This is a genomic window from Ahrensia marina (assembly GCF_042140245.1).
Lineage (GTDB): Bacteria > Pseudomonadota > Alphaproteobacteria > Rhizobiales > MH13 > MH13.
Window position 1 is genome coordinate 1202525 of the sequence record NZ_CP159483.1, and the last position, 19976, is coordinate 1222500.

Sequence of the window (19976 nt, forward strand, 5' to 3'; positions counted from 1 at the left end):
AAGTGGGCCAGGTAGGGAGCAGCAAGCGAACCTCACAGTTGAACAGGTTTGGTCTGGATCGCTCGCGATCAGGATCGCATGCTTGATGCAACATGGTGCGCAAGTAGGAACACTGGATTGGTCCGGCCTTGGCCGTGGATCGCCGTTGGATGCGGAGCGTGGAGCTTTGCAGGGTTTGAACATCAGCTTGTAGGAGCGCTTGGCGCTGAAGGCGGGATGTCGCCAACCTTTTTGGATTTTTTAGAGAAAAAGAGAACAAGACATTGGCAATGAGACCTGGTCAATCGAACAAGCGTGGTCGCGGTCGCGGCGGACGTAAGGGGCCAAGCCCGCTGTCGCGCAGCTATGAATCAAATGGGCCTGACGTAAAAATTCGCGGCACCGCTCAACATATTGCTGACAAATACATCAACCTTGCCCGTGACGCGCAGTCGTCTGGGGACACGGTGTTGTCGGAAGCGTACTTCCAGCACGCGGAGCATTTTTATCGCATCGTGGCTGCTGCCCAGCAGCAGATGAACCAGCCGGTGAACGTGAAACGCGCCGACGATCCAATCGATACTGAAGAGAGCAATGGGCGCGAAGGGTTTGATCCTTCTGATCCGGACGCGCCGCAACCTGATGCCAATGCCAATGGCTCCGGCCAGAACCGCGATGACAATCGCCGTGGTCGTGACGATGATGATGGTGATGGCGAACGCCGCTCTCGCCGCAATCGCGGCCGTCAACGCCGCGGTCGTGGCGATGAATCGCGCGGAGAGGAGTCACGTGGCGAGGAATCTCGTGGTGATGACAATCGCGGTGGTGATGCTCGGGTTGAGGCTTCGCAGAGCGAAGATCGCCCAAATGCTGAAGCATCTGCCGACAAGGCAACCGACGACGATAAGGCGCCGGTGGCGGCTGAGCCCAATGGTGCTGATGCTGGTGAACCAAGCGCTGATGATCGACCGCGTCGCGCGCCACGCCAGCGTAAAGCGCGCGTGGATGTTGCTGATCGCTTTGAGGGAGAAGATCAGCAGGCCAGCGGGCATTCTGATGATGACGCCAAACCGGCGCCGGAAGCACCCAAGCCGGTTACATTGGGTGATGACGTGCCGCCGGTGCAGCAAGCTGCATCTGACGACACATAAGTCCGCTCTTTCTAGAGAACGACAGCTTTATCGCCGGGCGCCATGCGCCCGGCTTTTTTGATGGTGGCATAGATGCCGAGGCTTGGCTTCCCACGTCCACCTTGTAAAGCGCGCACCAATTCCTGATCTTGGGCGGCCGTGTTGGGGTTCACATCAATCGCGCGGCAGCGATTGATTGGAACTTCAACAAGAATTTCCGCGCTGCCGAGCGCGATGGTTTTGCCGATCAGATCTTCTTCTTCAAAAGCATCCCATCCATCGACAAGCACGTTGGCGCGTAGGCGCCGAGGATCGAGTTTGGCGCCGACTGTCTGTGCCAACCAATCGATGGAGGCTTGGTTTTGCAACGAAATCCAGCGGCCCGGAACATCGGTGAAGCCGTGACCGCTTGTTGTGTCATTGGCCTTGCACAGGCGCAAAGCACCTCGAATAGGGCCTGTTTTTCCTTCATCTACCAACTCGGTCGCTAGGTCTTCCAGCGTTTTGGGATCGCCTGGGTCTACCGTCAGTGTGCGCCCATCAAGCGTTGTGATGCACAGCTGTGCTGTTGTTTCATTGTAGGTCGCTGAAAGCCGTCCGGTTGTAGGTTGGTGAACCATGCAAACAAACTGCCGTTTGGCCACATGTTGGGGGTTGGCAGGGTCGAAGTCAGAAGGACCGTTCTCAAGAGCGAAGGCGCGGTCAAAAGGGAAAAGTTCGCCTGCCTTAACAGCCACCTCATTGAGGTCTTCTCCGCCCAGACCTTTGACCGGCCAGCGCCAGAGATGAGTGATGGTGGCTGTGTTTGTCATCGAATCGATCCTTTTACGTTCATCTTCCCCCTAAACGCTGTCTGCGCGCCAAACTCAACGTAGGCTCATTCAAACTGTCTTGCGGAGATGTTGAGATCGCCCCAGCCGTTCTGTGGGATCGGCGTATCTGGCGCCAATGCGTCAGTAAGTTGCCACCCCTTTTCCGATAGCGTCAGCGCGGCTGGATGTACTTTGCGCGGTTTTTTGGAGCGGGCGTGTAGTGTCACGATACGCTTCTCGCGCACTGCTTCTGCCAGTGCCATGACGTAGGGGTCTGGCTCATGGGCCAAGCCACTGCTGATGCCAAAGCGCTCCATTGTCGTCTCGCAGACCACGCGCGTTCTGTCCGGTAGGCTCTCCAAGAATTTGGCACGCGCTGTCTCATAAGTTCCACACAGCCCCAATGTGTTGATGGCTGGTGAAGGTGCCATCAATTGTAAGGCCATCGCTTCGGCTTCCTCCGTCGTAAGACCGGTCAGACGGGTGCGGTAGTTAAAACCCAGCTCAATGCCACCGCCCTGACCTTGAAAGACGATAATGGGCAGGCCAGCCTCACTCATGGCGTCGACATCACGCAAAATAGTGCGCGGGGCGCATTCCAACTCGTCGGCCAGTTGCTGGCTGGTCTGACGACCACGGTTCTGCAGGATGAGAAGAATGCGCAAAAGGCGCGATGCGCGCATGACCGGCTCCCAGGCTTCGGGCAAACATGACAGAAGACGTCATATTAAGGGCGCTAGAGGCTGTGTCACCTCAATGATTTCTGCCAAGTGAAGGAACACGCATGGGATTGTTTTACGGTGCACAGCGCACCATTGCCGCATCGCCATCCACCATTTGGGCGGTGCTCACTGATAAAGACGCTCTGCTAACAGAAGACTTCGGCATCATGGAGTTGGACGGGGATCTCAGACAAGGCGGTAAGTTGGTGCTGCGCGCTGCTGTCGCGCCCAAACAGGCCTTCAAGCTAAAAGTGTCAGCCTTCGAGCCAAACCAACGGATGATATGGACGGGTGGCATGCCTTTCGGCCTCTTTACGGGAACGCGCACCTTTGCTCTGAAACACGATGGAAACAGCACTTGTTTCTCCGTGGAGGAAGCTTTCGTCGGACCGCTGGCTGGGTTGATTGGGAAAACTATGCCTAACCTTCAGCCGAGCTTCGATCAGTTTGCGGACACTTTGAAACGGGTGTCAGAAGCCCGACAACAGGGAGAGGCCGCATGATCACTTATGGTGCAGGCACAGCTGATGATCCATGGAAGTTGAAGACTCCGCCTGGCTCTTCCGAGTATGAAGCATGGCGCGACGAAGCCACTGATCCCCCCGCTTTGGTGGTCCAGGTTGGTACGACACAGCTCTCCTATCAACTGCGTGCGCTTGAGGATGTCACTGAAATGCTCGCGGAGCGCGGTGACTGGGTGGATCTTGGTAATGCCGATGAGGGCAAGCCGGTGAAAGAAGGGTCGCTCGAGGCTTGGGCCCGTGACGAAAGCAATCCAGTGCGCGGGTATTATGGACTGCGCAAAGGGTATCGCGGACGTTTTGCCAACTATGTGTCGCCAGTGCTTGAATTGCTGGGGCTTGCTGAGTTGGAGCACAAGCCGCGGGGTAATCGCATCCGAGCCCGGGCGAGGTAGGCAAGATGGCGGGCGAGGCTCTTACTGCGCTTCACGCCTTTGATGGCAAGCGAGTTGGCGGGCTGAGAGCGCTTGTGAAGTCAGATGTGCCCAGTGCGGTTCTTTTGACTGAACTTCCTGGTCCGCACGAGATCGCTGCCAGCTGGGTGCTGAAAGCGCGTTTGGAAGAGGGGCTCTTAGGAGAGGCCACTGGTCGCGAAGTGTTTGAGGCATTACCTCGCCTAACCGAACCCGATGCGATTTTGCATCTGTTGCAGATGGTGCAACACGCTCCTTACGCGTCTGCCAATGCCATCCGTCCATACCTCTCCCACAAACGAGCATTGGTACGGGTCTGGGCGCTAGATGCGCTAGCACATGTGGCCCCGGAGGAAGCTGCTCCATTGATTGAGGTTGCGCTCAACGATCCTTCGGCGGCCATGCGGGCGCGAGCAAGGGCCCTTTCCAAAAACGGCTCCTAGGCCAACCCGTTCTCGCATTTCATCTCATTGGGCGTTACATAAGCTCCATGATTGGAACCTCGATTGAACGGCTCACCCCAGAGTTTGCAGCGGCCTTTCCGCCGGTGGCTGAGGATGTGTTTGATGCCATTCCAACGGCGCCGCATCTGGAAAAACTGGCGCTGATGCCAGGGCATGCGCTTTTCGTCGCCGTTGGTGGTGGCGTTGTGGTTGGCCAACTGCTGGCGGTGATCCAGTTTCAGGCTGATCGACCACCGCAACTTTACATCGACAATCTTGGTGTTGCACCGCCGTTCAAACGGCAGGGCGTGGCGCGCGGTCTGTTTGAAGCGGCCATGGCTTGGGGCCGTGATGGTGGCTGCGAACAGGTGTGGCTGGCGACGGATGTCGGCAATGCTGAAGCTCGAGGGTTTTATGCCTCACTGGGGTTCACCCGGGAAGCGGCGGACGTTTATTCCGGTTCGCTCAGCTGATCCCCTTCAAACCTCCCCTTGCAATTCCCATATCGGTTTCAGCGCGGAACGCCGCTTAAGCGGGTTCGGCCATGATTGACCGAGATGCCTTTTGGGTCTCGGCCTTGTGTGAGACCTTTCCGACGACCTGAAGAGGTGTCGGTGGGTGCATGGAGGATGATTGATGAATCTTGAGAACTACACCGAACGGGCACGCGGTTTTTTGCAGGCTGCCCAGACCAGCGCGCTGGCCAAGGGCCATCAACGCCTGCTTCCCGACCATCTCCTGAAAGCTCTAATTGACGACAGCGAAGGCTTTGCCGCGCGCCTGATTGAGGCCGCTGGTGGTAAGCCTGATGTCGTGAAAACGCAGGTTGAGCAAAGCCTGGCCAAGCAGCCCGCTGTCGAAGGCGGGGGCGGTCAGCTTTACATGGACCCGGCGATGGCACGGGTGTTCACCACCGCTGACGAGGCCGCCAAGAAAGCTGGCGACAGCTATGTGACCGTGGAACGTTTGCTGCTTGCCTTGGCGCTGGACGCTAAGAGCGATGCTGGCAAGGCGTTGAAGGCCGGTGGCGTGACGCCGCAAAGCCTGAACGCGGCTATTGAGGGCGTGCGGCAGGGCCGAACCGCGGATTCGGCGTCGGCTGAAGAGGGCTATGATGCGTTGAAGAAGTACGCCCGCGACCTCACCGAAGCGGCTCGCGAAGGCAAGCTGGACCCGGTGATCGGGCGCGATGAGGAAATCCGTCGGGCGATCCAGGTGCTCTCGCGCCGCACGAAAAACAATCCTGTGCTGATCGGTGAGCCGGGCGTCGGTAAAACCGCGATCGCCGAGGGCCTTGCCCTGCGCATTGTGAATGGCGATGTGCCTGAAAGCTTGCGCGACAAGCAGTTGATGGCGCTGGACATGGGCGCTCTGATCGCAGGTGCGAAATTCCGTGGTGAGTTCGAAGAACGCTTGAAGGCTGTGCTTTCCGAGGTGGAAGCTGCTGCCGGTGGCATCATCCTCTTCATCGATGAGATGCACACGTTGGTCGGAGCCGGTAAGGCGGATGGCGCTATGGACGCCTCCAACTTGCTGAAGCCTGCCTTGGCGCGCGGCGAGCTGCACTGTGTTGGTGCGACGACGCTGGACGAGTATCGCAAGCATGTGGAGAAAGACGCCGCGCTTGCCCGCCGATTCCAGCCCGTCATGGTATCTGAGCCGACGGTGGAAGATACGGTTTCCATCCTGCGCGGCCTGAAGGAAAAGTATGAGCTGCACCATGGCGTGCGCATCCTCGATGCGGCGCTGGTCTCGGCTGCCTCGCTCTCCAACCGCTACATCACCGACCGCTTCTTGCCGGACAAAGCCATCGACTTAATGGACGAGGCGTCGTCACGTCTGCGCATGCAGGTGGACAGCAAGCCCGAGGAGTTGGACGAGCTGGATCGCCGGGTCATTCAGCTGAAGATCGAGCGTGAGGCGCTGAAGAAGGAGACGGATTCAGCCTCGAAAGATCGTCTGGATAAGCTGGAGGCTGAACTCTCCGAGCTTGAGCAAAAGTCCGCCGAGCTGACGGCCCGCTGGCAGGCGGAGAAGGACAAGCTGGCTGACGCCAACACACTGAAAGAGCAGCTCGACGAGGCGCGCACCCAGCTTGAGCAGGCGCAGCGGCAGGGCGATCTGGCGAAGGCCGGAGAGCTTGCCTATGGCGCGATCCCCGACCTTGAAAAGAAGCTTGCTGAAGCTGAAGAGGCCGGAGAGCGTGATGATATGGTCGAAGAGGCGGTAACGCCGGACATGATCGCCCATGTGGTCTCGCGCTGGACCGGCGTGCCTGTCGACAAGATGCTGGAAGGCGAGCGGGAAAAACTGCTGCGGATGGAAGATGAGCTGGCCCACCGCGTGGTTGGTCAGGCCGAAGCCGTGCACGCTGTTTCCACCGCCGTGCGCCGCTCGCGTGCTGGCTTGCAGGACCCGAACCGGCCTCTCGGCTCGTTCCTGTTCCTAGGGCCGACGGGCGTCGGTAAAACCGAGCTGACCAAGGCTTTGGCCTCGTTCCTCTTCGATGATGAGCAGGCGATGGTGCGGCTTGATATGTCGGAGTTCATGGAGAAGCACGCGGTCGCCCGCCTTATCGGCGCGCCTCCGGGCTATGTTGGCTATGATGAGGGTGGTGCGCTGACTGAAGCGGTGCGCCGCAGGCCGTATCAGGTGCTGCTGTTTGATGAGGTGGAAAAGGCCCATCCAGACGTCTTCAACGTGCTGTTGCAGGTGCTTGATGATGGCCGTCTGACCGACGGTCAGGGCCGCACGGTCGACTTCAAGAACACGCTCATCATCATGACCTCCAACCTTGGAGCGGAGTATCTGGTTGCCGCCAAGGATGACGAGGACATGTCGGGTGTGCGCGACAATGTGATGGAGATGGTGCGTGGGCACTTCCGGCCTGAATTCCTGAACCGCTTGGATGAGATCGTACTCTTTGAGCGTCTCAAACGCACCGAGATGGGTGCCATCGTCGATATCCAGATGGGCCGCCTGCACGCCCTGCTGGAGGATCGCAAGATCGTTGTTGATCTCGCCGACACGGCCCGCGAATGGCTGGCCGATAAGGGTTATGACCCGGCCTATGGCGCAAGGCCCTTGAAAAGGGTCATCCAGCGCGACCTTCAGGATCCGCTTGCCGAAAAAATCCTGGAAGGGTCGGTGAAGGATGGCGACTTGGTGAAAGTGTCTGCCGGTAAGTTCGAGAACGGCGCCGACCGTCTCATCTTTGAGGTCCGGACCCGCGACGGGGGTACCACCGGCACAGGGAATGATAGCGGAGAGCTGGCGGCTTAGGCCGCCAGCGAGCGCTTAGATAAAGCACTATTAGATTTCGGCGATATCGGGAGCCATCTTGTTTGAGGAAATCGACATTGAGGAGCTTTACCGGCTCTTGGATGGCCTTGAGGCTGACCTTCAGCTCTTGAATAGTGAAGAGCGCGGCGAATTCGATGAAGTGCATCCTTCGGAAGTTCCGAATATATCGGACGCTGTCCTAAAGGTATTCGGGCCCTGGTCGGCTTATGGATCTGAGCTCGCTCAGGACCTCAAAATACCAGCTGATGTAATCAACAGCTTTTCGAGGTCTGTCCGACCAGTTTACCCGAACACTGCAAAATTGCTTGCCTCGCGTCTGATTTCGTATCTTCGATCGATTGAGAGTTCCATCCAGCCGAGACAGACTCCTAACGAGCAAGAAGCTGCACAGCAGTTAGTGCCCGAAAAGCCGGAACTCGCCGGGACACATACAGTGACTGATTCTGCGGAAGCAGTTTGGGCGCCCTTACCCCAATCATCGGATGCCCAGCAGTTGATTGCTCAGGTCGCGGTCATGATCGACAGTGCAATTCTATTGGCCCGTAACTCCAACCTTCCTCAGTCAGACTTAGCTCTAACCCAAGTCGAGCGAGCACAGCTCATCGCAATACTAGAGACTGCTCTCGCGCTTCTAAAAGCACCTATGGTGGAGAAGTCTCTTTTGAAGAAGGCGCGGAGCAGCCTTGGTGAGGTCGCATCAAAGGTTGCGAAGAAAAAAACGGAAGCAGCCCTAGGACAAGCAGCTGATCATGCGGTCGATAGCTTGTCCGATCTCATTTCAAAAATACCTTGGAGCTAGGGGCACAGAGTCGCTTGTTTTAGTTTTGCATTACATAGCTGTTTGATTTCGGGTCGAGTTAAGCCACCTCTTTCATCGCCTTGATCCGCTTCTCCATCATCTCCCATCCGACATCCCTCTGCGCGGTGCGCAGATCATGGTTCGCTTGCTAGTTGAACCAAACGATCTGACTCATCTGCCGGCCGTCATCCTCGGGCTTGACCTGAGGATCCGGCCTTAATGCTGACCGCTTGCATGATCCTGGGCTTTTAGGGATGGATGGCCGGGTCAAGCCCGGCCATGACGAGGTGGGGCGGCGGCATTTTTAGATGCTCTGAACTCTACTGAGCGGGTTAATACGACTTCAAACAGTCGGGGCGCTTCGTTATCGCTCTCATGACATTAGATTTGTCTGATCAATCAGCTTGTTTGGATGACGTCATGCCCTGCGGTACCCCCCGAACCAACGACACATTTGCAAAGTTTTTCAGAGCCAGCGGAGAGACCGCCAGCGCCACACCTGCGCCATGACGGCAGCGATCGAAGGCTATCTTTTTTATGAAATCGCGGCGCTTCTGGTCTTGGCGGCTAGTGTCGGTTTCATCGGTTTGATGCTACGCCAACCTTTGATCGTCAGCTTCATTGCCGTTGGCATTCTTGCTGGCCCGTCCTTCCTGGATATCGCCCGGTCCGATGAGCAAATCGATCTGCTGGCCGAACTTGGCATCGCCGTGCTCTTGTTCCTGGTCGGCCTCAAACTCGACTTCAATCTTGTGCGTACCCTCGGCCCCGTTGCGTTGGTCACGGGCCTCGGACAGGTGGTTTTCACCACCGTTTTTGGGTTCCTGATCGCACTGGCGCTGGGGCTTGATGCGCTGACGGCCTTTTACGTCGCGATTGCACTGACGTTTTCCTCCACCATCATCATCGTCAAACTGCTTTCCGACAAGCGCGAGATCGATGCTCTGCATGGGCGGATCGCGCTGGGGTTCCTGATTGTTCAGGACGTTGTCGTGGTCATCGCCATGATCGCGCTGTCGGCCATCGGTGTGAGCAATGCGGCTGGCGAGAGCGGCGCGCTCACCGACGTTCTTGCTGTGCTGGGTTATGGCCTTGCCATGTTGGGCGCGGTGGTGGTGTTCATCCGCTATGTCGCCAACCCGCTGGTGGAGCAGCTTTCCCGCGCTCCGGAGCTTCTGGTCTCTTTTGCCATCGGTTGGGCGGCTCTGCTGGCAGCGGTCGGCCACTATCTGGGGTTTGGCAAAGAGCTGGGCGGTCTTCTGGCCGGTGTGTCGCTTGCCTCGACGCCGTTTCGTGAGGCCATTGCGGCCCGTCTGGCCTCGCTACGCGATTTCCTGCTTCTCTTCTTCTTCATTGCATTGGGGGCGTCTCTCGATCTCACTGTTCTCGGGGCAAGCGTTGGCCCAGCGATTGTGCTCTCGCTGTTCGTGCTGATTGGAAATCCGCTGATTGTGCTGATCATCATGAGCGCCATGGGCTACAAGAAACGCACCGGCCTGCTTGCCGGACTGACGGTTGCGCAGATCAGCGAGTTCTCGCTCATTTTCATGGCTATGGGGGTTGCCATTGGGCACGTTGCCGATGATGCGCTGGGCCTGGTGACCCTTGTCGGGCTCATCACGATTGCCGCCTCAACCTACATGATCACCTATTCGCATGAGCTGTACGACCGGCTGGAACCGTTTATTGGCATCTTTGAACGCAAACGTACCAAAACTGATCTTGATGCCGGCACCAAGCACGTTCAACGCCACGATGTGATCCTGTTTGGGCTCGGCCGGTACGGTCTTGCGATTGCGCGGGCGCTTGAGAAGGACGGCAAAACGGTTCTTGGCGTTGACTTCAGCCCAGAGGCCGTGCGCTTCGCCAAGGCGCGTGGGTTGGAAGCCGTGTTTGGAGATGCGTCCGATCCAGAGTTTCTGTCTCATCTGTCTGTTGAGAGCGCAGACTGGCTGGTGCTGGCGGTACCTGAGCATGCAACAGGATTGACGCATTACGACCCCAGGCGAACGCTTCTGCGCACGGCTCGCGATCTTGGGTACAAAGGTCGCGTTGCGGTCGCCGCCCATCATGATCAGGACAATGAGGCGCTTCAGGCGCTGCGTGCGGATCTTGTGCTCATGCCCTACCGTGATGCGGCATCTGCGGCAGCCAGTATGATTTTGGGTGGTGATACACCGTCGTCGGATACTGCCGATGACCCTATGCAGCAGCGGGAGCTGATCCCTTAAAGTTACACCAGTTTTCACCGAATTTGGGTGTCTCAGCTAACCAGAATGTGAACCAACGCCATTTGACCGTGTGAACACCGCGCTCCTAGCTTTTGCCTGGCAGAGCAAGGAGTGCGAGATGAGGTTGATTGGCAAACTGGCGGTGTCTGCCGCGTTGGCCACCGTGATGGCAGCGGCGCCGGTGACGCTGGTTCCAGCGCAAAACGCAAGCTCCGGCCCCACGCTTGTTGAGGCGGAGCTTCCGCTCACATCGCTGCTCGCTTTGTATCGCGTGCGCAATCCTCAGCGCCTTGAGCAGGTTTTCCAGACACTGGAAGAGAATTGGAGCGATGGCTACTACGCGCCGCTGATCGAAACCACGGCCTTCACAAGCAACTGGGTGGCCCGTCTTGCCACCTTCGAGTTTCTAGAGCGTATGAGTGGCCAATCGCTGGGCACCGATTCCCAAGCTTGGTTCCAGTGGCTTTGGAACCGGCCTGAGGCAATCACCGCAGACTATGCCGATTTCAAAGCGCTGATTTATCGATTGGTCGATCCGCGGTTTGAGACCTACTTCTCTGGGCGGAGCGACAGTGCCCGTATTCGCCTTGATGAAATTCGCTGGGGTGGTGTGGTGCAGGACGGCATTCCGCCGTTGCGCAACCCGGACATGCTCACCGCTGAAGAGGCTGACTATCTGGACGATAGCAACATTGTCTTTGGTCTTGAAATCAACGGTGATGCGCGCGCCTATCCGCAGCGCGTTCTCGCCTGGCACGAAATGTTCGTCGACACGATTGGTGGTGTTGAGATTGCTGGCGTCTATTGCACGTTGTGCGGCACTGTCATTCCCTACCGAACCACGGTCGATGGCACCAATCATGTGATGGGCACTTCGGGCTTTCTCTACCGCTCCAACAAGCTGATGTACGATCAAGCAACCCAAAGTCTTTGGAGCACCATGCGTGGTGAGCCGGTCGTTGGCCCACTGGTCGATCAGGGCATCCGTATGGAGTGGGAGCCTGTGGTGACCACGACATGGGGTGAGTGGAAGCGCCGCCATCCCGATACGCAGGTGCTTTCTCTCAACACCGGCCATACGCGCGACTATGGTGAGGGCGTCGCCTACAATCGCTACTTTGCCACCGATGAATTGATGTTCAACACGCCCTTCAACAATGATGATCTGTTAAACAAGCAAGAGGTTCTGGGCCTTCGGTTTCCTGGCGCACCGGATGACCAGTTGGCGGTGGACACTGCGTTTCTTAGCGAGAACCCAATCTACACCGCTGAGGTTGGCTTTCAGCAGATTGTCGTCTTCACCGACAGCAGTGGTGCGAACCGGGTCTACGATCCGCAGGAGGTTGTCTTCGCTCACTATGATGGCGATGCGTCGATTGTTGATGTGGATGGTGTGGCTTGGACGCTTAGCGAGGATGCGCTGACGGCGGAGGATAGCCGCACGCTGCAAAGACTGCCCGCGCACCGCGCATTCTGGTTCGGCTGGCACGCGGCCTTTCCCGAAACACGGTTGGTGATGTGAGCCTGTTCGGCAGCTGAGACTGGCCACTCTGATTGGTCCAATCAACCGCCCTTTGGGCTGTAACTTACAGTGAGCAACATGGCGTGACCGGTTCGCCGCAAGCCCGCCGCAAAAGCGATCATTTGGAGCCACATTCGAGCGCCAGTCTGTTGTCCGTGCTCGGCGCGGTGGCAGCGGATAGCCGCAGCGGGCACGGGCACCGGGCCTTGTCAGATTGGTGGTTTGCGCACCCTCACAACCAAAGGCACTGCCCGGTGCCCATTCCTCCCAAAAATCCGCGAGCATCCGCGTCTTACCTAAAGGAGACACACGATGATCAAACGTTCACACGGCTTCCTACGCACCTGGAAAATGGCTCTGCTTACAGGCGGGCTTACGATAGGCGTGGCCATGGCACCTTACATGGCACAGGCGCAGGACGCCCCCGACTTTTCCGAGGTCGACCAAAATGTCGACGGCGTGATCAGTGAGGATGAGTTCCTCATGGCTATGCCTGATGCCACTGCAGAAACCTTCGCATCAGCAGATGTGAACGGCGACACGGTGCTGACTCAAGAAGAGTATGAAGCCATGGCTGCCATGATGCAGTAGGGCCTCTTGGCTGGTCCGGCCTTCTGGCCGGGCCAGCTGCCCGCTGCCCCAGTTTCCAGACTTACTATCCCCCCGAGCCCCATGAGCTTTCAAAAGCTGCGGGGGCTACACCCTGGATGGCCGCCCCGCCATCTGGGGTGTTTTTGCGAGCTGTCGTTATGCGCTAGCCTTTTTGCACCAATCGACGTAAAGGAGCGCAACCCTCCGAGATTTTGAAAAGTGAAACTGTCATGGCTCAGGCGTCTGACGCACTGCGTAACATTGCCATCATCGCCCACGTTGATCACGGCAAGACCACCCTTATCGACGTGCTGCTGCGCGAGTCCGGCCTGTTCCGTGAGAACGAGGCCGTTGCTGAGCGGGCGATGGATTCCAACGATCTGGAACGCGAGCGCGGGATCACCATCCTTGCGAAGGTCACGTCGCTTACTTGGAACGACAATCGCATCAACATTGTTGATACGCCTGGCCATGCTGATTTCGGTGGAGAGGTTGAGCGCATCCTTCATATGGTCGATGGGGTGATCCTGCTGGTGGATGCCGCCGAAGGCCCCATGCCGCAGACCAAGTTCGTGCTGTCCAAAGCTTTAAAACTCGGCCTGAAGCCAATCGTTGCCATCAACAAGATCGACAAGCCCGAGAGCCGTCCCGATGCGGTGCTTGATGAAGTGTTTGATCTGTTTGCGGCACTTGATGCCACCGATGAGCAACTCGATTTCCCAGTGCTGTACGGTTCAGCCAAGCAGGGTTGGATGGCGCGTGAAGCGGAAGGCCCGCAAGAAAACATGACACCGCTCTTTGAGCTGGTGATGGATCATGTGCCAGCGCCCGTGACGGAAGAAGGTCCGTTCCGCCTGCTTGCGACGACGCTGTCTGCCAACCCCTATTTGGGTCGGATCCTCACCGGGCGCATCGCGTCAGGCACATTGAAGGCCAATATGCCAATCAAAGCGCTGCGCCGTGATGGTGAGCAGATTGAAGTTGGCCGCGCCTCGAAGGTCATGACTTTCAAGGGTCTTGAAATGGTGCCCGTCGACGAAGCTCATGCTGGTGACATCGTCGCGTTGGCTGGCCTTGCTGAGGCAACCGTCGCTGACACCATTTGCGATCCGCAGGTCAAGGAGCCCATTGAGGCTCAGCCAATTGATCCACCAACGCTGTCGATGACCTTCATGGTGAATGACAGTCCGCTGGCTGGTCGTGACGGTGATAAGCTGCAAAGCCGCGTTATCCGCGCGCGACTGATGGCCGAAGCGGAAGGCAATGTTGCCCTGCATATCGAAGAGGGCGAAAACAAAGAGGCCTTTATCGTTTCGGGTCGCGGCGAGCTTCAATTGGCCGTTCTTATCGAGACCATGCGCCGTGAAGGCTTTGAGCTTGGCGTTTCACGCCCGCAAGTGGTCTTCCAAAAAGATGAAAGCGGCACACTTCTCGAACCAATCGAAGAAGTGACCGTCGATGTGGACGAAGAGTTTTCTGGCACCGTGGTGCAGAAGATCGCCGAGCGTCGTGGCGACCTTATCGAGATGACCCCATCCGGTGGTGGCAAGCAGCGCTTGGTGCTGCATGTGCCGACGCGTGGACTGATTGGCTATCACGGTGAGTTTCTGACCGACACGCGTGGCACCGGTATCATGAACCGCGCGTTTCTTGAGTACGCTCCTCACAAGGGTGCGATTAAAGACCGCCATACCGGTGTGCTGATCTCCATGAGTCAGGGTGATGCTGTGGCTTATGCTCTTTGGAATCTGGAAGATCGGGGGCCCATGATGATCGAGCCAGGTACGCCGGTCTATGAAGGCATGATCATTGGCGAGCACACCCGTGGCAACGATTTGGAAGTGAACGTGTTGAAGGGCAAGCAGCTCACCAACATGCGTGCTTCGGGCAAAGATGAAGCGGTGCGACTCACAACGCCGATTGCCATGACACTGGAAAAAGCGCTGGCTTACATCAGTGATGATGAACTGGTGGAGGTGACGCCAAGCGCCGTTCGTTTGCGCAAGCGCCACCTTGATCCTCATGAGAGAAAAAGGGCTGCGAAGGCCAAAGCGGCAGCCTAGATCTCAACGTTTGCTGGTTTCGCACAAAGCGCTTTGCGTTTTGGTGTTTTGATCCTAGGCTCTTGTCTTATGAGCCTTGACCAGATCACGATCAGGCCTGCCGAGCAAAGCGATGCACGTGCCGTTGCCGATGTGCATGATCGTGCTTGGCGTGGCGCCTATCGCGGCATCATTCCAGGTGTCGCGTTGGAGCGTATGGTGGAACGGCGTGGCCCATTTTGGTGGGCACGTTTGATTGGCCATCAGCGCGGTGTTTTGGTGCTGGAAGTGCATGGCAAAATCGCTGGTTATGCGACGCTGGGTTCCAATCGCTCCAACACGCTTCGTGTGCGCGGCGAGATCTATGAGCTCTACATTGATCCGGCCTATCAGGGCCTCGGGTTTGGCTCGCGCTTGTTCAAGGCCGTGCGCGAGCGCCTGAAAAGCGCTGGTCTTGGCCACTTCGTTGTCTGGGCGTTGGAAGACAATGATCAGGCCACTGGGTTCTACCGGTCCATGGGTGGCGAGCCTGTGGCGCACGGTGTTGAACGTTTTGGTGACGGTCAAACAAAACGCAGTCCCAACCAGAACGAACAGTGCCGAAAGCTCGCTTTTGTTTGGGGTGCGAAGTAGCTACGCCACCTGCGGGCTTTGTCACGCAGTTGCGACCTTTGGACGTTAGCCCTCTTTCTTAAGGCATTTGCGTGCAGGCACTGATATTGTCCGCCCAAATTCAACCCCCCTGATCGGAGCCTTGAAAACCGAATGCGCATTGAAGCCATCCCCATTGGGAAGAACCCGCCGCATGATGTGAACGTGATCATTGAAGTGCCCATTGGCGGTGAACCGATCAAGTATGAGATCGAGAAAGACTCCGGCGCTTTGTTCGTGGACCGGTTTCTTTACACCCCCATGCGCTACCCTGGGAATTATGGGTTTGTGCCGCACACGCTGTCAGCCGATGGCGACCCGATTGATGTGGTTGTGTGCAACACCCGTCCGATTGTTCCTGGCGCGGTGATGAACTGCCGTGTGGTTGGTGCACTGGTGATGGAAGATGATGGTGGTGGTGATGAGAAGCTTGTGGCCGTACCCACCGAGAAGCTTACCAGTCGCTATGATGGTGTTCAGAACTACACCGATCTGCCGACAATCCTCACCAGCCAGATTGAGCATTTCTTCTCGCACTATAAGGATCTGGAGCCGAACAAGTGGGTGAAGATCGAGCGTTGGGCGGGCGTGGACGAGGCCAAGGATATGGTGCGTGAAGCCATTGAGCGCGCGAAAGCTGCCAAATAGTGTCAGCCGCCAACGTGACGCAATTTCCAAAGGGTGCTCGGTGAGCGCCCTTTTTCGTTTAGGGCTTCTGGCTCCCGCATTGATGCGGCGCAACCCGTTTGTGACAGATTTGTGACAAGCTTGATCATGGTGGTCGTATCGGGAGGTGACCATGATAAGCTTGGAAGACATGGTGGGAATGAGTGGCCTGAGCGAGGAAGAGATTCTCGCCATCGCCGAACATGAGCATATCCCGCCCAGCGTCGCGGCGAGCCTGGGCGCATATCTGTCCTCAGATCACAAGGGATTGTCGCATGTGCGCGACATGATCATTGACGACATCCGCATCGCGCAGCGCAGCGGTGATGTGGAACACGAGCGCCAATTGCTACACGTGCTGCATCATTTTCTTCGCGACAATCCTGCTGAACGGCCAACCACGCACCCATGGAGCGCGGTGTTCTAGACGCTTGCTCTAGAAAACGTTGGGGTAGGCGTAGCGCACAATGAGCTGTTGCAAGAAAAAAATGCCAAACAGCAGAACGATTGGTGAGAGATCGATGCCGCCCATATTGGGCAGGAACCTACGTATTGGGCGCAGGGCCGGTTCGGTGAGATTGTGCACCACCTGACCAATCGTGCCCACCACCTGGTTGCGTGGGTTGACCACATTGAACGCCACCAGCCAGCTCAAGATCGCTGAAATGATGATGACCCACCAGTAGAGATTGAGTGCCAACATGATGACATCAAGAACGGCTCGCATGTTTGGCTCCACTTAGCGTTTTTTAAGGGCCACGGGATGCGTGGCTCGACGTCTGGCTCATGTAGACAGTGCAATGCGCGCTGACAAGTGAGCGGCCACGAAACCCTTAAGGGAGCTCCTTTGCCACCGCGCCAATGGATCAGGCGCGATGGCGTGTTTTCATAACAAACAGATTAGACCCCTTTGAGCAGGACGCCGGCCAGCAGCACCGCGTAGGCTGCCGTCATGATCCAGACCGAAGGGGCCGGAATGACGGAAAAAATACCAAGCGCTGCCAAGACGCCGAGCGCAGCGATGACCAGCGAGATAAGAAAAACGATCATCGTGGGAGCACTAAGTTTCATAGGATGTTCCTTTTGTTTCACTTGCCAAACAAACTGGTGGCTTGGCAGACGCTGATCGGTGATAGAGATGATTCATGATCAGCGCGCGACAGTTTATGTCAGCAGCTCAACAAAGCACAGTTCTAGATAGGCATGCGCTGTAGGTAGGCCACGTTTGGCGGGCCAGTCATGAACGCAACCAATTCGCTCATCACACCGTTTTTCATGATGGAATCGATGTACGCAGCGTGATGGTCGCGCGACTTCCACTCTTCCAAAATCAAGAGCTTCTGCGTTTGCCGCTCGTAATGCACCGTAACGGAAAGTGCGCCGTCAAAGCCGCGCACGGCTGGCAGCTTCGCTTCTAAGAACGGTTCCAGCGCCTCATATCCACCTTCGGCAACGGTCATATCCAGGCTCACCCAAACACTCATCTGTTCATCCTTTCTGTTTTCAGAACGATGACAGTGTGAGCGCGACGCAGGCGGCTTGCTAATCGCATCCAATCAGCAGTGCGCGTATCCAATCACCCCTATTGGCCATATTGCCGCATCGAAGGCAGGTGAGGCATGAGCCTACCGGGTGAATAGGAAGACGATGAAGCAAAGCACATGAGCACAGTGCAGGCTGATCAAGCCAAGATTGGCACGATGGTGCTGCCGGACGATTTGCAGGCCTACGCGTTCACTCGCGAAATCCTCAAAGGTCGCCACGGCGCGATCATTCACAAAACGCTGCAAGAGGATCTACGACGGATCGATTTCATCTCGTCCATGCCGTGCATTGGCTACTTGGTGAAAGGCACAGAGACCTTTCTCTGGGAGCAAGGGCGCATTGTTCTGGATGCAGGCTCGCTCATTGCATTGCCTGCGGGCTGGAAGCTGCAATCAGATTTTGTGTCCAACTCAGGTCCGTTGGAAGCGATACTGATCTTTTTCTCAGATGATTCAGTGGAGGCCTTTTTGCGGCACGTTGAATCGGAAGAGTTTTCTACAGCCGAAGCCGACCCTGTTCGGATCGACGTGAACCCACGCCTCACTGCCTTCATGGAGGGCGTGGTGGCGGTGTACGAGAATTTGGCGGTCGACGATCATCTTGTTCGAACCAAGCTGGTCGAGCTGCTGCACTTGCTGAGCAAGCTGCATGGTAGACAGCGTTTGCTTGCCATCTTGCAGCACGGGCGCAGCGTCATGCCATCTCGGAATCTCCATCACATTATGCAGCGGTATGGTGATCAGGATCTAACAGTTGCTGAGTTGGCCACATTGGCAGGCCGTTCGCCGGCATCGTTCAACCGTGACTTTCATCGCACCTTTGGAACGTCTCCTGGCAAATGGATGCTTCAGAAAAGGATGGATCAAGCACGTGAGTTGCTGGTGTTGACCAATGACAGTGTCACGGACATTGGGTTTGCTGTTCGGTACGAAAGCACCTCGCATTTCATCGAGCAATTCCGCCGTCACTTTGGCGAAACGCCGGTGCAGTTTCGTCGCCGAGCGATGGTTTCGAACGATGCGGTTGCGGCAAACGCTAGATAGCTTTGGCGTATTGCTTTCAATGCTCCACCCCAGCGCTATGGTGCTGGGGTGGAGCATCTGGTGATGCCGGTGGTGTTGGCTACTTTGCTGAACTCAACAGTGGTGTGATGTTGCGGATTGTCACCCTCCGGTTCTGCTCCTCGGCGGCTTGAGTTTGCACTTTGAGGAAGCTCTCCCCATAGCCTTGAACGATGAGATTCTCCGGTGGAACGTCATAGTAGGCGACCAGAATGCGAGCGACGGTTTCCGCACGTCGGTCCGACAGTGCAAGATTGGAGATATCCGATCCCACCGCATCGGTATGGCCTTCGACCAGAAGAAGAGTGGTCGGATCGCGATCAACCAAGGCGAGGGCCGCACGCGCGATATCTTCCAACAGTGGCACTTGGCTTTGCCTTACCGTTGCTTGTCCGGTTTCAAAGGTGATGGAGTCGAGGTCAACACGGCGGACCAGATCGCGTACCCGCTCATTCTCGCGTACTTGGCGGAGTGTGAAGGTTTCTTCCATTTCCACCACTGGTGGTGCAGCGAACGTGTCGAAAATGACCTCGTAGTCTGCGCGTCGAGCCGGGACGATGTAACGCTCCCGCGGGATTTGCAGTTGCAGCGGCGGCAGGTCGCCGATGAAGATCTCACCGGGGTCGTCGAAGCCGCGGTTGTCGATGAGCACCACTTCGCGTCCATCGCGACGGATTCGCGAGCGATAGAGAACAAACCCGCCCTCGTCACGGATCGTGATCACCTGCACGCCATTGTCGCGCGTGATCGTCTCTTGCGTGAGCCCGCTGTTCAAGCGTTCAACACGCACCTCTGCATCACCGTCACGCAGCAGACTGCTTTCGTCACGGCGCACGAAAAATTGCCCATCCTGCTCGACAATTAATCGATCACCTTGGTCTTCCACCACGCGTCCACCGAGAGCGGGGATGATTGCGCCGACAATAGCGCCAACGGCAGCCGCGCCAAGCAATTCGTTCCGCCGCTCGCGAGCCTCTTCGCGACGTTGTTCTTCTTGCGCGCGAATCGCTGCCGCCTGATCCTCTGTTGTCTCGTCCGGGATAACGGTTGTTGCTGCTTCGGGATCTTCAACTGGCGTTGGTATTGTTTCCGCCAGTGTATCTGAGGGTTGGACTTCGGGGGTCTCTGTAGCGGCGTCTTCAGGGATCGGATCCTCCGCCGGGACTTCTGAGGGCGTTTCTTGAGATGCCTCTTCGGTAGTCCCTTCCGTCGTCGACGTTTCGCTCTGTGCTGGCTCATCGCTTGGAGCCGGCTCCTCGGCTGCGAGGCTTTCTGTTGGCGTCTCATCGACGGACGCTGGCTCAGTAGTTTCAGCTTCTGCGGTCGGTTGAGCCTGCTCAGCATCTTGGGTTTCGGTTGTTTCAACCGGATCCGCCTCAACCTCAACCTCAACCTCAACTTCTGCGTTGGGAACGTCTGATCTAGGTTCGGAGGTTTCCGCTTCGGCCTGTGCCTCAGCCGGTTCCTGCTCAATTGGTGCGGGTTGGTTGTCGCTGGCTTGATTGTCCGGTGGGGGCGCTTCTTCAGCCGGTGTGTCGTCAGCAG

The 19976-nt window shown here is 57.2% G+C and carries 21 protein-coding genes (1 of these 21 cut by a window edge); 15 read left to right on the forward strand and 6 right to left on the reverse strand.

The features are described from left to right. Window positions 1-269 precede the first annotated feature (269 nt). On the forward strand, window positions 270-1130 hold the full coding sequence (locus tag ABWH92_RS05915; protein ID WP_375573033.1) for a DUF4167 domain-containing protein: 861 nt from the start codon (window positions 270-272) through the stop codon (window positions 1128-1130). Window positions 1131-1141: 11 nt separating this feature from the next. Here ABWH92_RS05915 and ABWH92_RS05920 read toward each other — a convergent pair whose 3' ends face one another. Beyond that, complete coding sequence (locus tag ABWH92_RS05920; RefSeq protein ID WP_375573035.1) at window positions 1142-1921, reverse strand: MOSC domain-containing protein; 780 nt, start codon at window positions 1919-1921, stop codon at window positions 1142-1144. 65 nt (window positions 1922-1986) lie between these two features. Continuing rightward, complete coding sequence (locus tag ABWH92_RS05925; RefSeq protein WP_375573037.1) at window positions 1987-2604, reverse strand: helix-turn-helix transcriptional regulator; 618 nt, start codon at window positions 2602-2604, stop codon at window positions 1987-1989. A gap of 101 nt (window positions 2605-2705) precedes the next feature. Here ABWH92_RS05925 and ABWH92_RS05930 point away from each other — a divergent pair, with 101 nt between their 5' ends. The 13 genes from ABWH92_RS05930 to ABWH92_RS05990 all read left to right on the forward strand — a co-directional run bounded on the left by ABWH92_RS05930 (window position 2706) and on the right by ABWH92_RS05990 (window position 16252). Further along, window positions 2706-3146, forward strand: coding sequence for an SRPBCC family protein (locus ABWH92_RS05930; protein ID WP_375573039.1), 441 nt, complete (start codon window positions 2706-2708; stop codon window positions 3144-3146). Continuing rightward, the gene (locus tag ABWH92_RS05935) at window positions 3143-3559 is read left to right on the forward strand and encodes a DUF6855 family protein (protein ID WP_375573040.1); all 417 of its coding nucleotides are present in this window, start codon (window positions 3143-3145) and stop codon (window positions 3557-3559) included. The genes ABWH92_RS05930 and ABWH92_RS05935 overlap by 4 nt, the downstream gene beginning before the upstream one ends. Before the next feature lie 5 nt (window positions 3560-3564). Continuing rightward, window positions 3565-4020, forward strand: a complete 456-nt coding sequence (locus tag ABWH92_RS05940; RefSeq protein WP_375573042.1) for a hypothetical protein — start codon at window positions 3565-3567, stop codon at window positions 4018-4020. Between the two features lie 47 nt (window positions 4021-4067). Beyond that, window positions 4068-4493 carry a GNAT family N-acetyltransferase gene (locus ABWH92_RS05945; RefSeq protein ID WP_375573044.1) on the forward strand — a complete coding sequence of 142 codons (426 nt, stop codon included), beginning with the start codon at window positions 4068-4070 and terminating at the stop codon, window positions 4491-4493. Between the two features lie 163 nt (window positions 4494-4656). Then, window positions 4657-7302 (forward strand): ATP-dependent chaperone ClpB, encoded by a 2646-nt coding sequence (gene clpB / locus ABWH92_RS05950; protein WP_375573045.1) that lies wholly within the window; start codon window positions 4657-4659, stop codon window positions 7300-7302. A 58-nt stretch (window positions 7303-7360) separates the two neighbouring features. After that, complete coding sequence (locus tag ABWH92_RS05955; RefSeq protein ID WP_375573047.1) at window positions 7361-8122, forward strand: hypothetical protein; 762 nt, start codon at window positions 7361-7363, stop codon at window positions 8120-8122. A gap of 506 nt (window positions 8123-8628) precedes the next feature. After that, window positions 8629-10353, forward strand: coding sequence for a cation:proton antiporter (locus tag ABWH92_RS05960; RefSeq protein WP_375573049.1), 1725 nt, complete (start codon window positions 8629-8631; stop codon window positions 10351-10353). 118 nt (window positions 10354-10471) lie between these two features. Continuing rightward, window positions 10472-11875: a DUF3179 domain-containing protein gene (locus ABWH92_RS05965; RefSeq protein ID WP_375573051.1), complete on the forward strand. Its 1404-nt coding sequence runs from the start codon at window positions 10472-10474 to the stop codon at window positions 11873-11875. A 312-nt stretch (window positions 11876-12187) separates the two neighbouring features. Beyond that, on the forward strand, window positions 12188-12466 hold the full coding sequence (locus ABWH92_RS05970) for a hypothetical protein (RefSeq protein ID WP_375573053.1): 279 nt from the start codon (window positions 12188-12190) through the stop codon (window positions 12464-12466). 230 nt (window positions 12467-12696) lie between these two features. Then, the gene (gene typA / locus ABWH92_RS05975; protein ID WP_375573054.1) at window positions 12697-14529 is read left to right on the forward strand and encodes a translational GTPase TypA; all 1833 of its coding nucleotides are present in this window, start codon (window positions 12697-12699) and stop codon (window positions 14527-14529) included. 69 nt (window positions 14530-14598) lie between these two features. Then, window positions 14599-15141 carry a GNAT family N-acetyltransferase gene (locus ABWH92_RS05980; protein WP_375573056.1) on the forward strand — a complete coding sequence of 181 codons (543 nt, stop codon included), beginning with the start codon at window positions 14599-14601 and terminating at the stop codon, window positions 15139-15141. A gap of 132 nt (window positions 15142-15273) precedes the next feature. Beyond that, entirely contained in the window at window positions 15274-15807 is a 534-nt protein-coding gene (ppa, locus tag ABWH92_RS05985; protein ID WP_375573058.1) for an inorganic diphosphatase, read from the forward strand. 151 nt (window positions 15808-15958) lie between these two features. Further along, the gene (locus ABWH92_RS05990) at window positions 15959-16252 is read left to right on the forward strand and encodes a hypothetical protein (RefSeq protein ID WP_375573060.1); all 294 of its coding nucleotides are present in this window, start codon (window positions 15959-15961) and stop codon (window positions 16250-16252) included. 9 nt (window positions 16253-16261) lie between these two features. Here the strand turns inward: ABWH92_RS05990 and ABWH92_RS05995 are convergent, their stop codons facing one another. The 3 genes from ABWH92_RS05995 to ABWH92_RS06005 form a co-directional block, all read right to left on the reverse strand. Next, window positions 16262-16552 (reverse strand): YggT family protein, encoded by a 291-nt coding sequence (locus ABWH92_RS05995; protein ID WP_375573062.1) that lies wholly within the window; start codon window positions 16550-16552, stop codon window positions 16262-16264. A 173-nt stretch (window positions 16553-16725) separates the two neighbouring features. Next, window positions 16726-16896, reverse strand: a complete 171-nt coding sequence (locus ABWH92_RS06000) for a hypothetical protein (protein WP_375573063.1) — start codon at window positions 16894-16896, stop codon at window positions 16726-16728. Between the two features lie 122 nt (window positions 16897-17018). Next, window positions 17019-17309: a putative quinol monooxygenase gene (locus tag ABWH92_RS06005; RefSeq protein WP_375573065.1), complete on the reverse strand. Its 291-nt coding sequence runs from the start codon at window positions 17307-17309 to the stop codon at window positions 17019-17021. 177 nt (window positions 17310-17486) lie between these two features. Between ABWH92_RS06005 and ABWH92_RS06010 the strand changes: the two genes are divergently transcribed. After that, on the forward strand, window positions 17487-18413 hold the full coding sequence (locus ABWH92_RS06010) for a helix-turn-helix domain-containing protein (protein ID WP_375573067.1): 927 nt from the start codon (window positions 17487-17489) through the stop codon (window positions 18411-18413). Between the two features lie 79 nt (window positions 18414-18492). On the opposite strand, the gene ABWH92_RS06015 is transcribed toward ABWH92_RS06010, so the two are convergent. Further along, a protein-coding gene (locus ABWH92_RS06015; RefSeq protein WP_375573068.1) for an OmpA family protein crosses the window boundary here: on the reverse strand, window positions 18493-19976 show its 3' portion. 313 nt of this gene lie beyond the right edge of the window; 1484 of the gene's 1797 nt are visible here — the last part of the coding sequence; the start codon falls outside the window, past its right edge — the gene reads right to left on this strand; the stop codon is at window positions 18493-18495.

Coding starts and splice junctions, on each gene's coding strand:
- ABWH92_RS05930 (WP_375573039.1), top strand. CDS start 2,706: ATGGGATTGTTTTACGGTGCACAGCGCACCATTGCCGCATCGCCATCC.
- typA (WP_375573054.1), top strand. CDS start 12,697: ATGGCTCAGGCGTCTGACGCACTGCGTAACATTGCCATCATCGCCCAC.
- ABWH92_RS05990 (WP_375573060.1), top strand. CDS start 15,959: ATGATAAGCTTGGAAGACATGGTGGGAATGAGTGGCCTGAGCGAGGAA.
- ABWH92_RS05970 (WP_375573053.1), top strand. CDS start 12,188: ATGATCAAACGTTCACACGGCTTCCTACGCACCTGGAAAATGGCTCTG.
- ABWH92_RS05995 (WP_375573062.1), bottom strand. CDS start 16,552: ATGCGAGCCGTTCTTGATGTCATCATGTTGGCACTCAATCTCTACTGG.
- ABWH92_RS05960 (WP_375573049.1), top strand. CDS start 8,629: ATGACGGCAGCGATCGAAGGCTATCTTTTTTATGAAATCGCGGCGCTT.
- clpB (WP_375573045.1), top strand. CDS start 4,657: ATGAATCTTGAGAACTACACCGAACGGGCACGCGGTTTTTTGCAGGCT.
- ABWH92_RS06010 (WP_375573067.1), top strand. CDS start 17,487: ATGAGCACAGTGCAGGCTGATCAAGCCAAGATTGGCACGATGGTGCTG.
- ppa (WP_375573058.1), top strand. CDS start 15,274: ATGCGCATTGAAGCCATCCCCATTGGGAAGAACCCGCCGCATGATGTG.
- ABWH92_RS05980 (WP_375573056.1), top strand. CDS start 14,599: ATGAGCCTTGACCAGATCACGATCAGGCCTGCCGAGCAAAGCGATGCA.
- ABWH92_RS05925 (WP_375573037.1), bottom strand. CDS start 2,604: ATGCGCGCATCGCGCCTTTTGCGCATTCTTCTCATCCTGCAGAACCGT.
- ABWH92_RS06000 (WP_375573063.1), bottom strand. CDS start 16,896: ATGAAACTTAGTGCTCCCACGATGATCGTTTTTCTTATCTCGCTGGTC.
- ABWH92_RS05915 (WP_375573033.1), top strand. CDS start 270: ATGAGACCTGGTCAATCGAACAAGCGTGGTCGCGGTCGCGGCGGACGT.
- ABWH92_RS05920 (WP_375573035.1), bottom strand. CDS start 1,921: ATGACAAACACAGCCACCATCACTCATCTCTGGCGCTGGCCGGTCAAA.
- ABWH92_RS05940 (WP_375573042.1), top strand. CDS start 3,565: ATGGCGGGCGAGGCTCTTACTGCGCTTCACGCCTTTGATGGCAAGCGA.
- ABWH92_RS05945 (WP_375573044.1), top strand. CDS start 4,068: ATGATTGGAACCTCGATTGAACGGCTCACCCCAGAGTTTGCAGCGGCC.
- ABWH92_RS05965 (WP_375573051.1), top strand. CDS start 10,472: ATGAGGTTGATTGGCAAACTGGCGGTGTCTGCCGCGTTGGCCACCGTG.
- ABWH92_RS05935 (WP_375573040.1), top strand. CDS start 3,143: ATGATCACTTATGGTGCAGGCACAGCTGATGATCCATGGAAGTTGAAG.
- ABWH92_RS06005 (WP_375573065.1), bottom strand. CDS start 17,309: ATGAGTGTTTGGGTGAGCCTGGATATGACCGTTGCCGAAGGTGGATAT.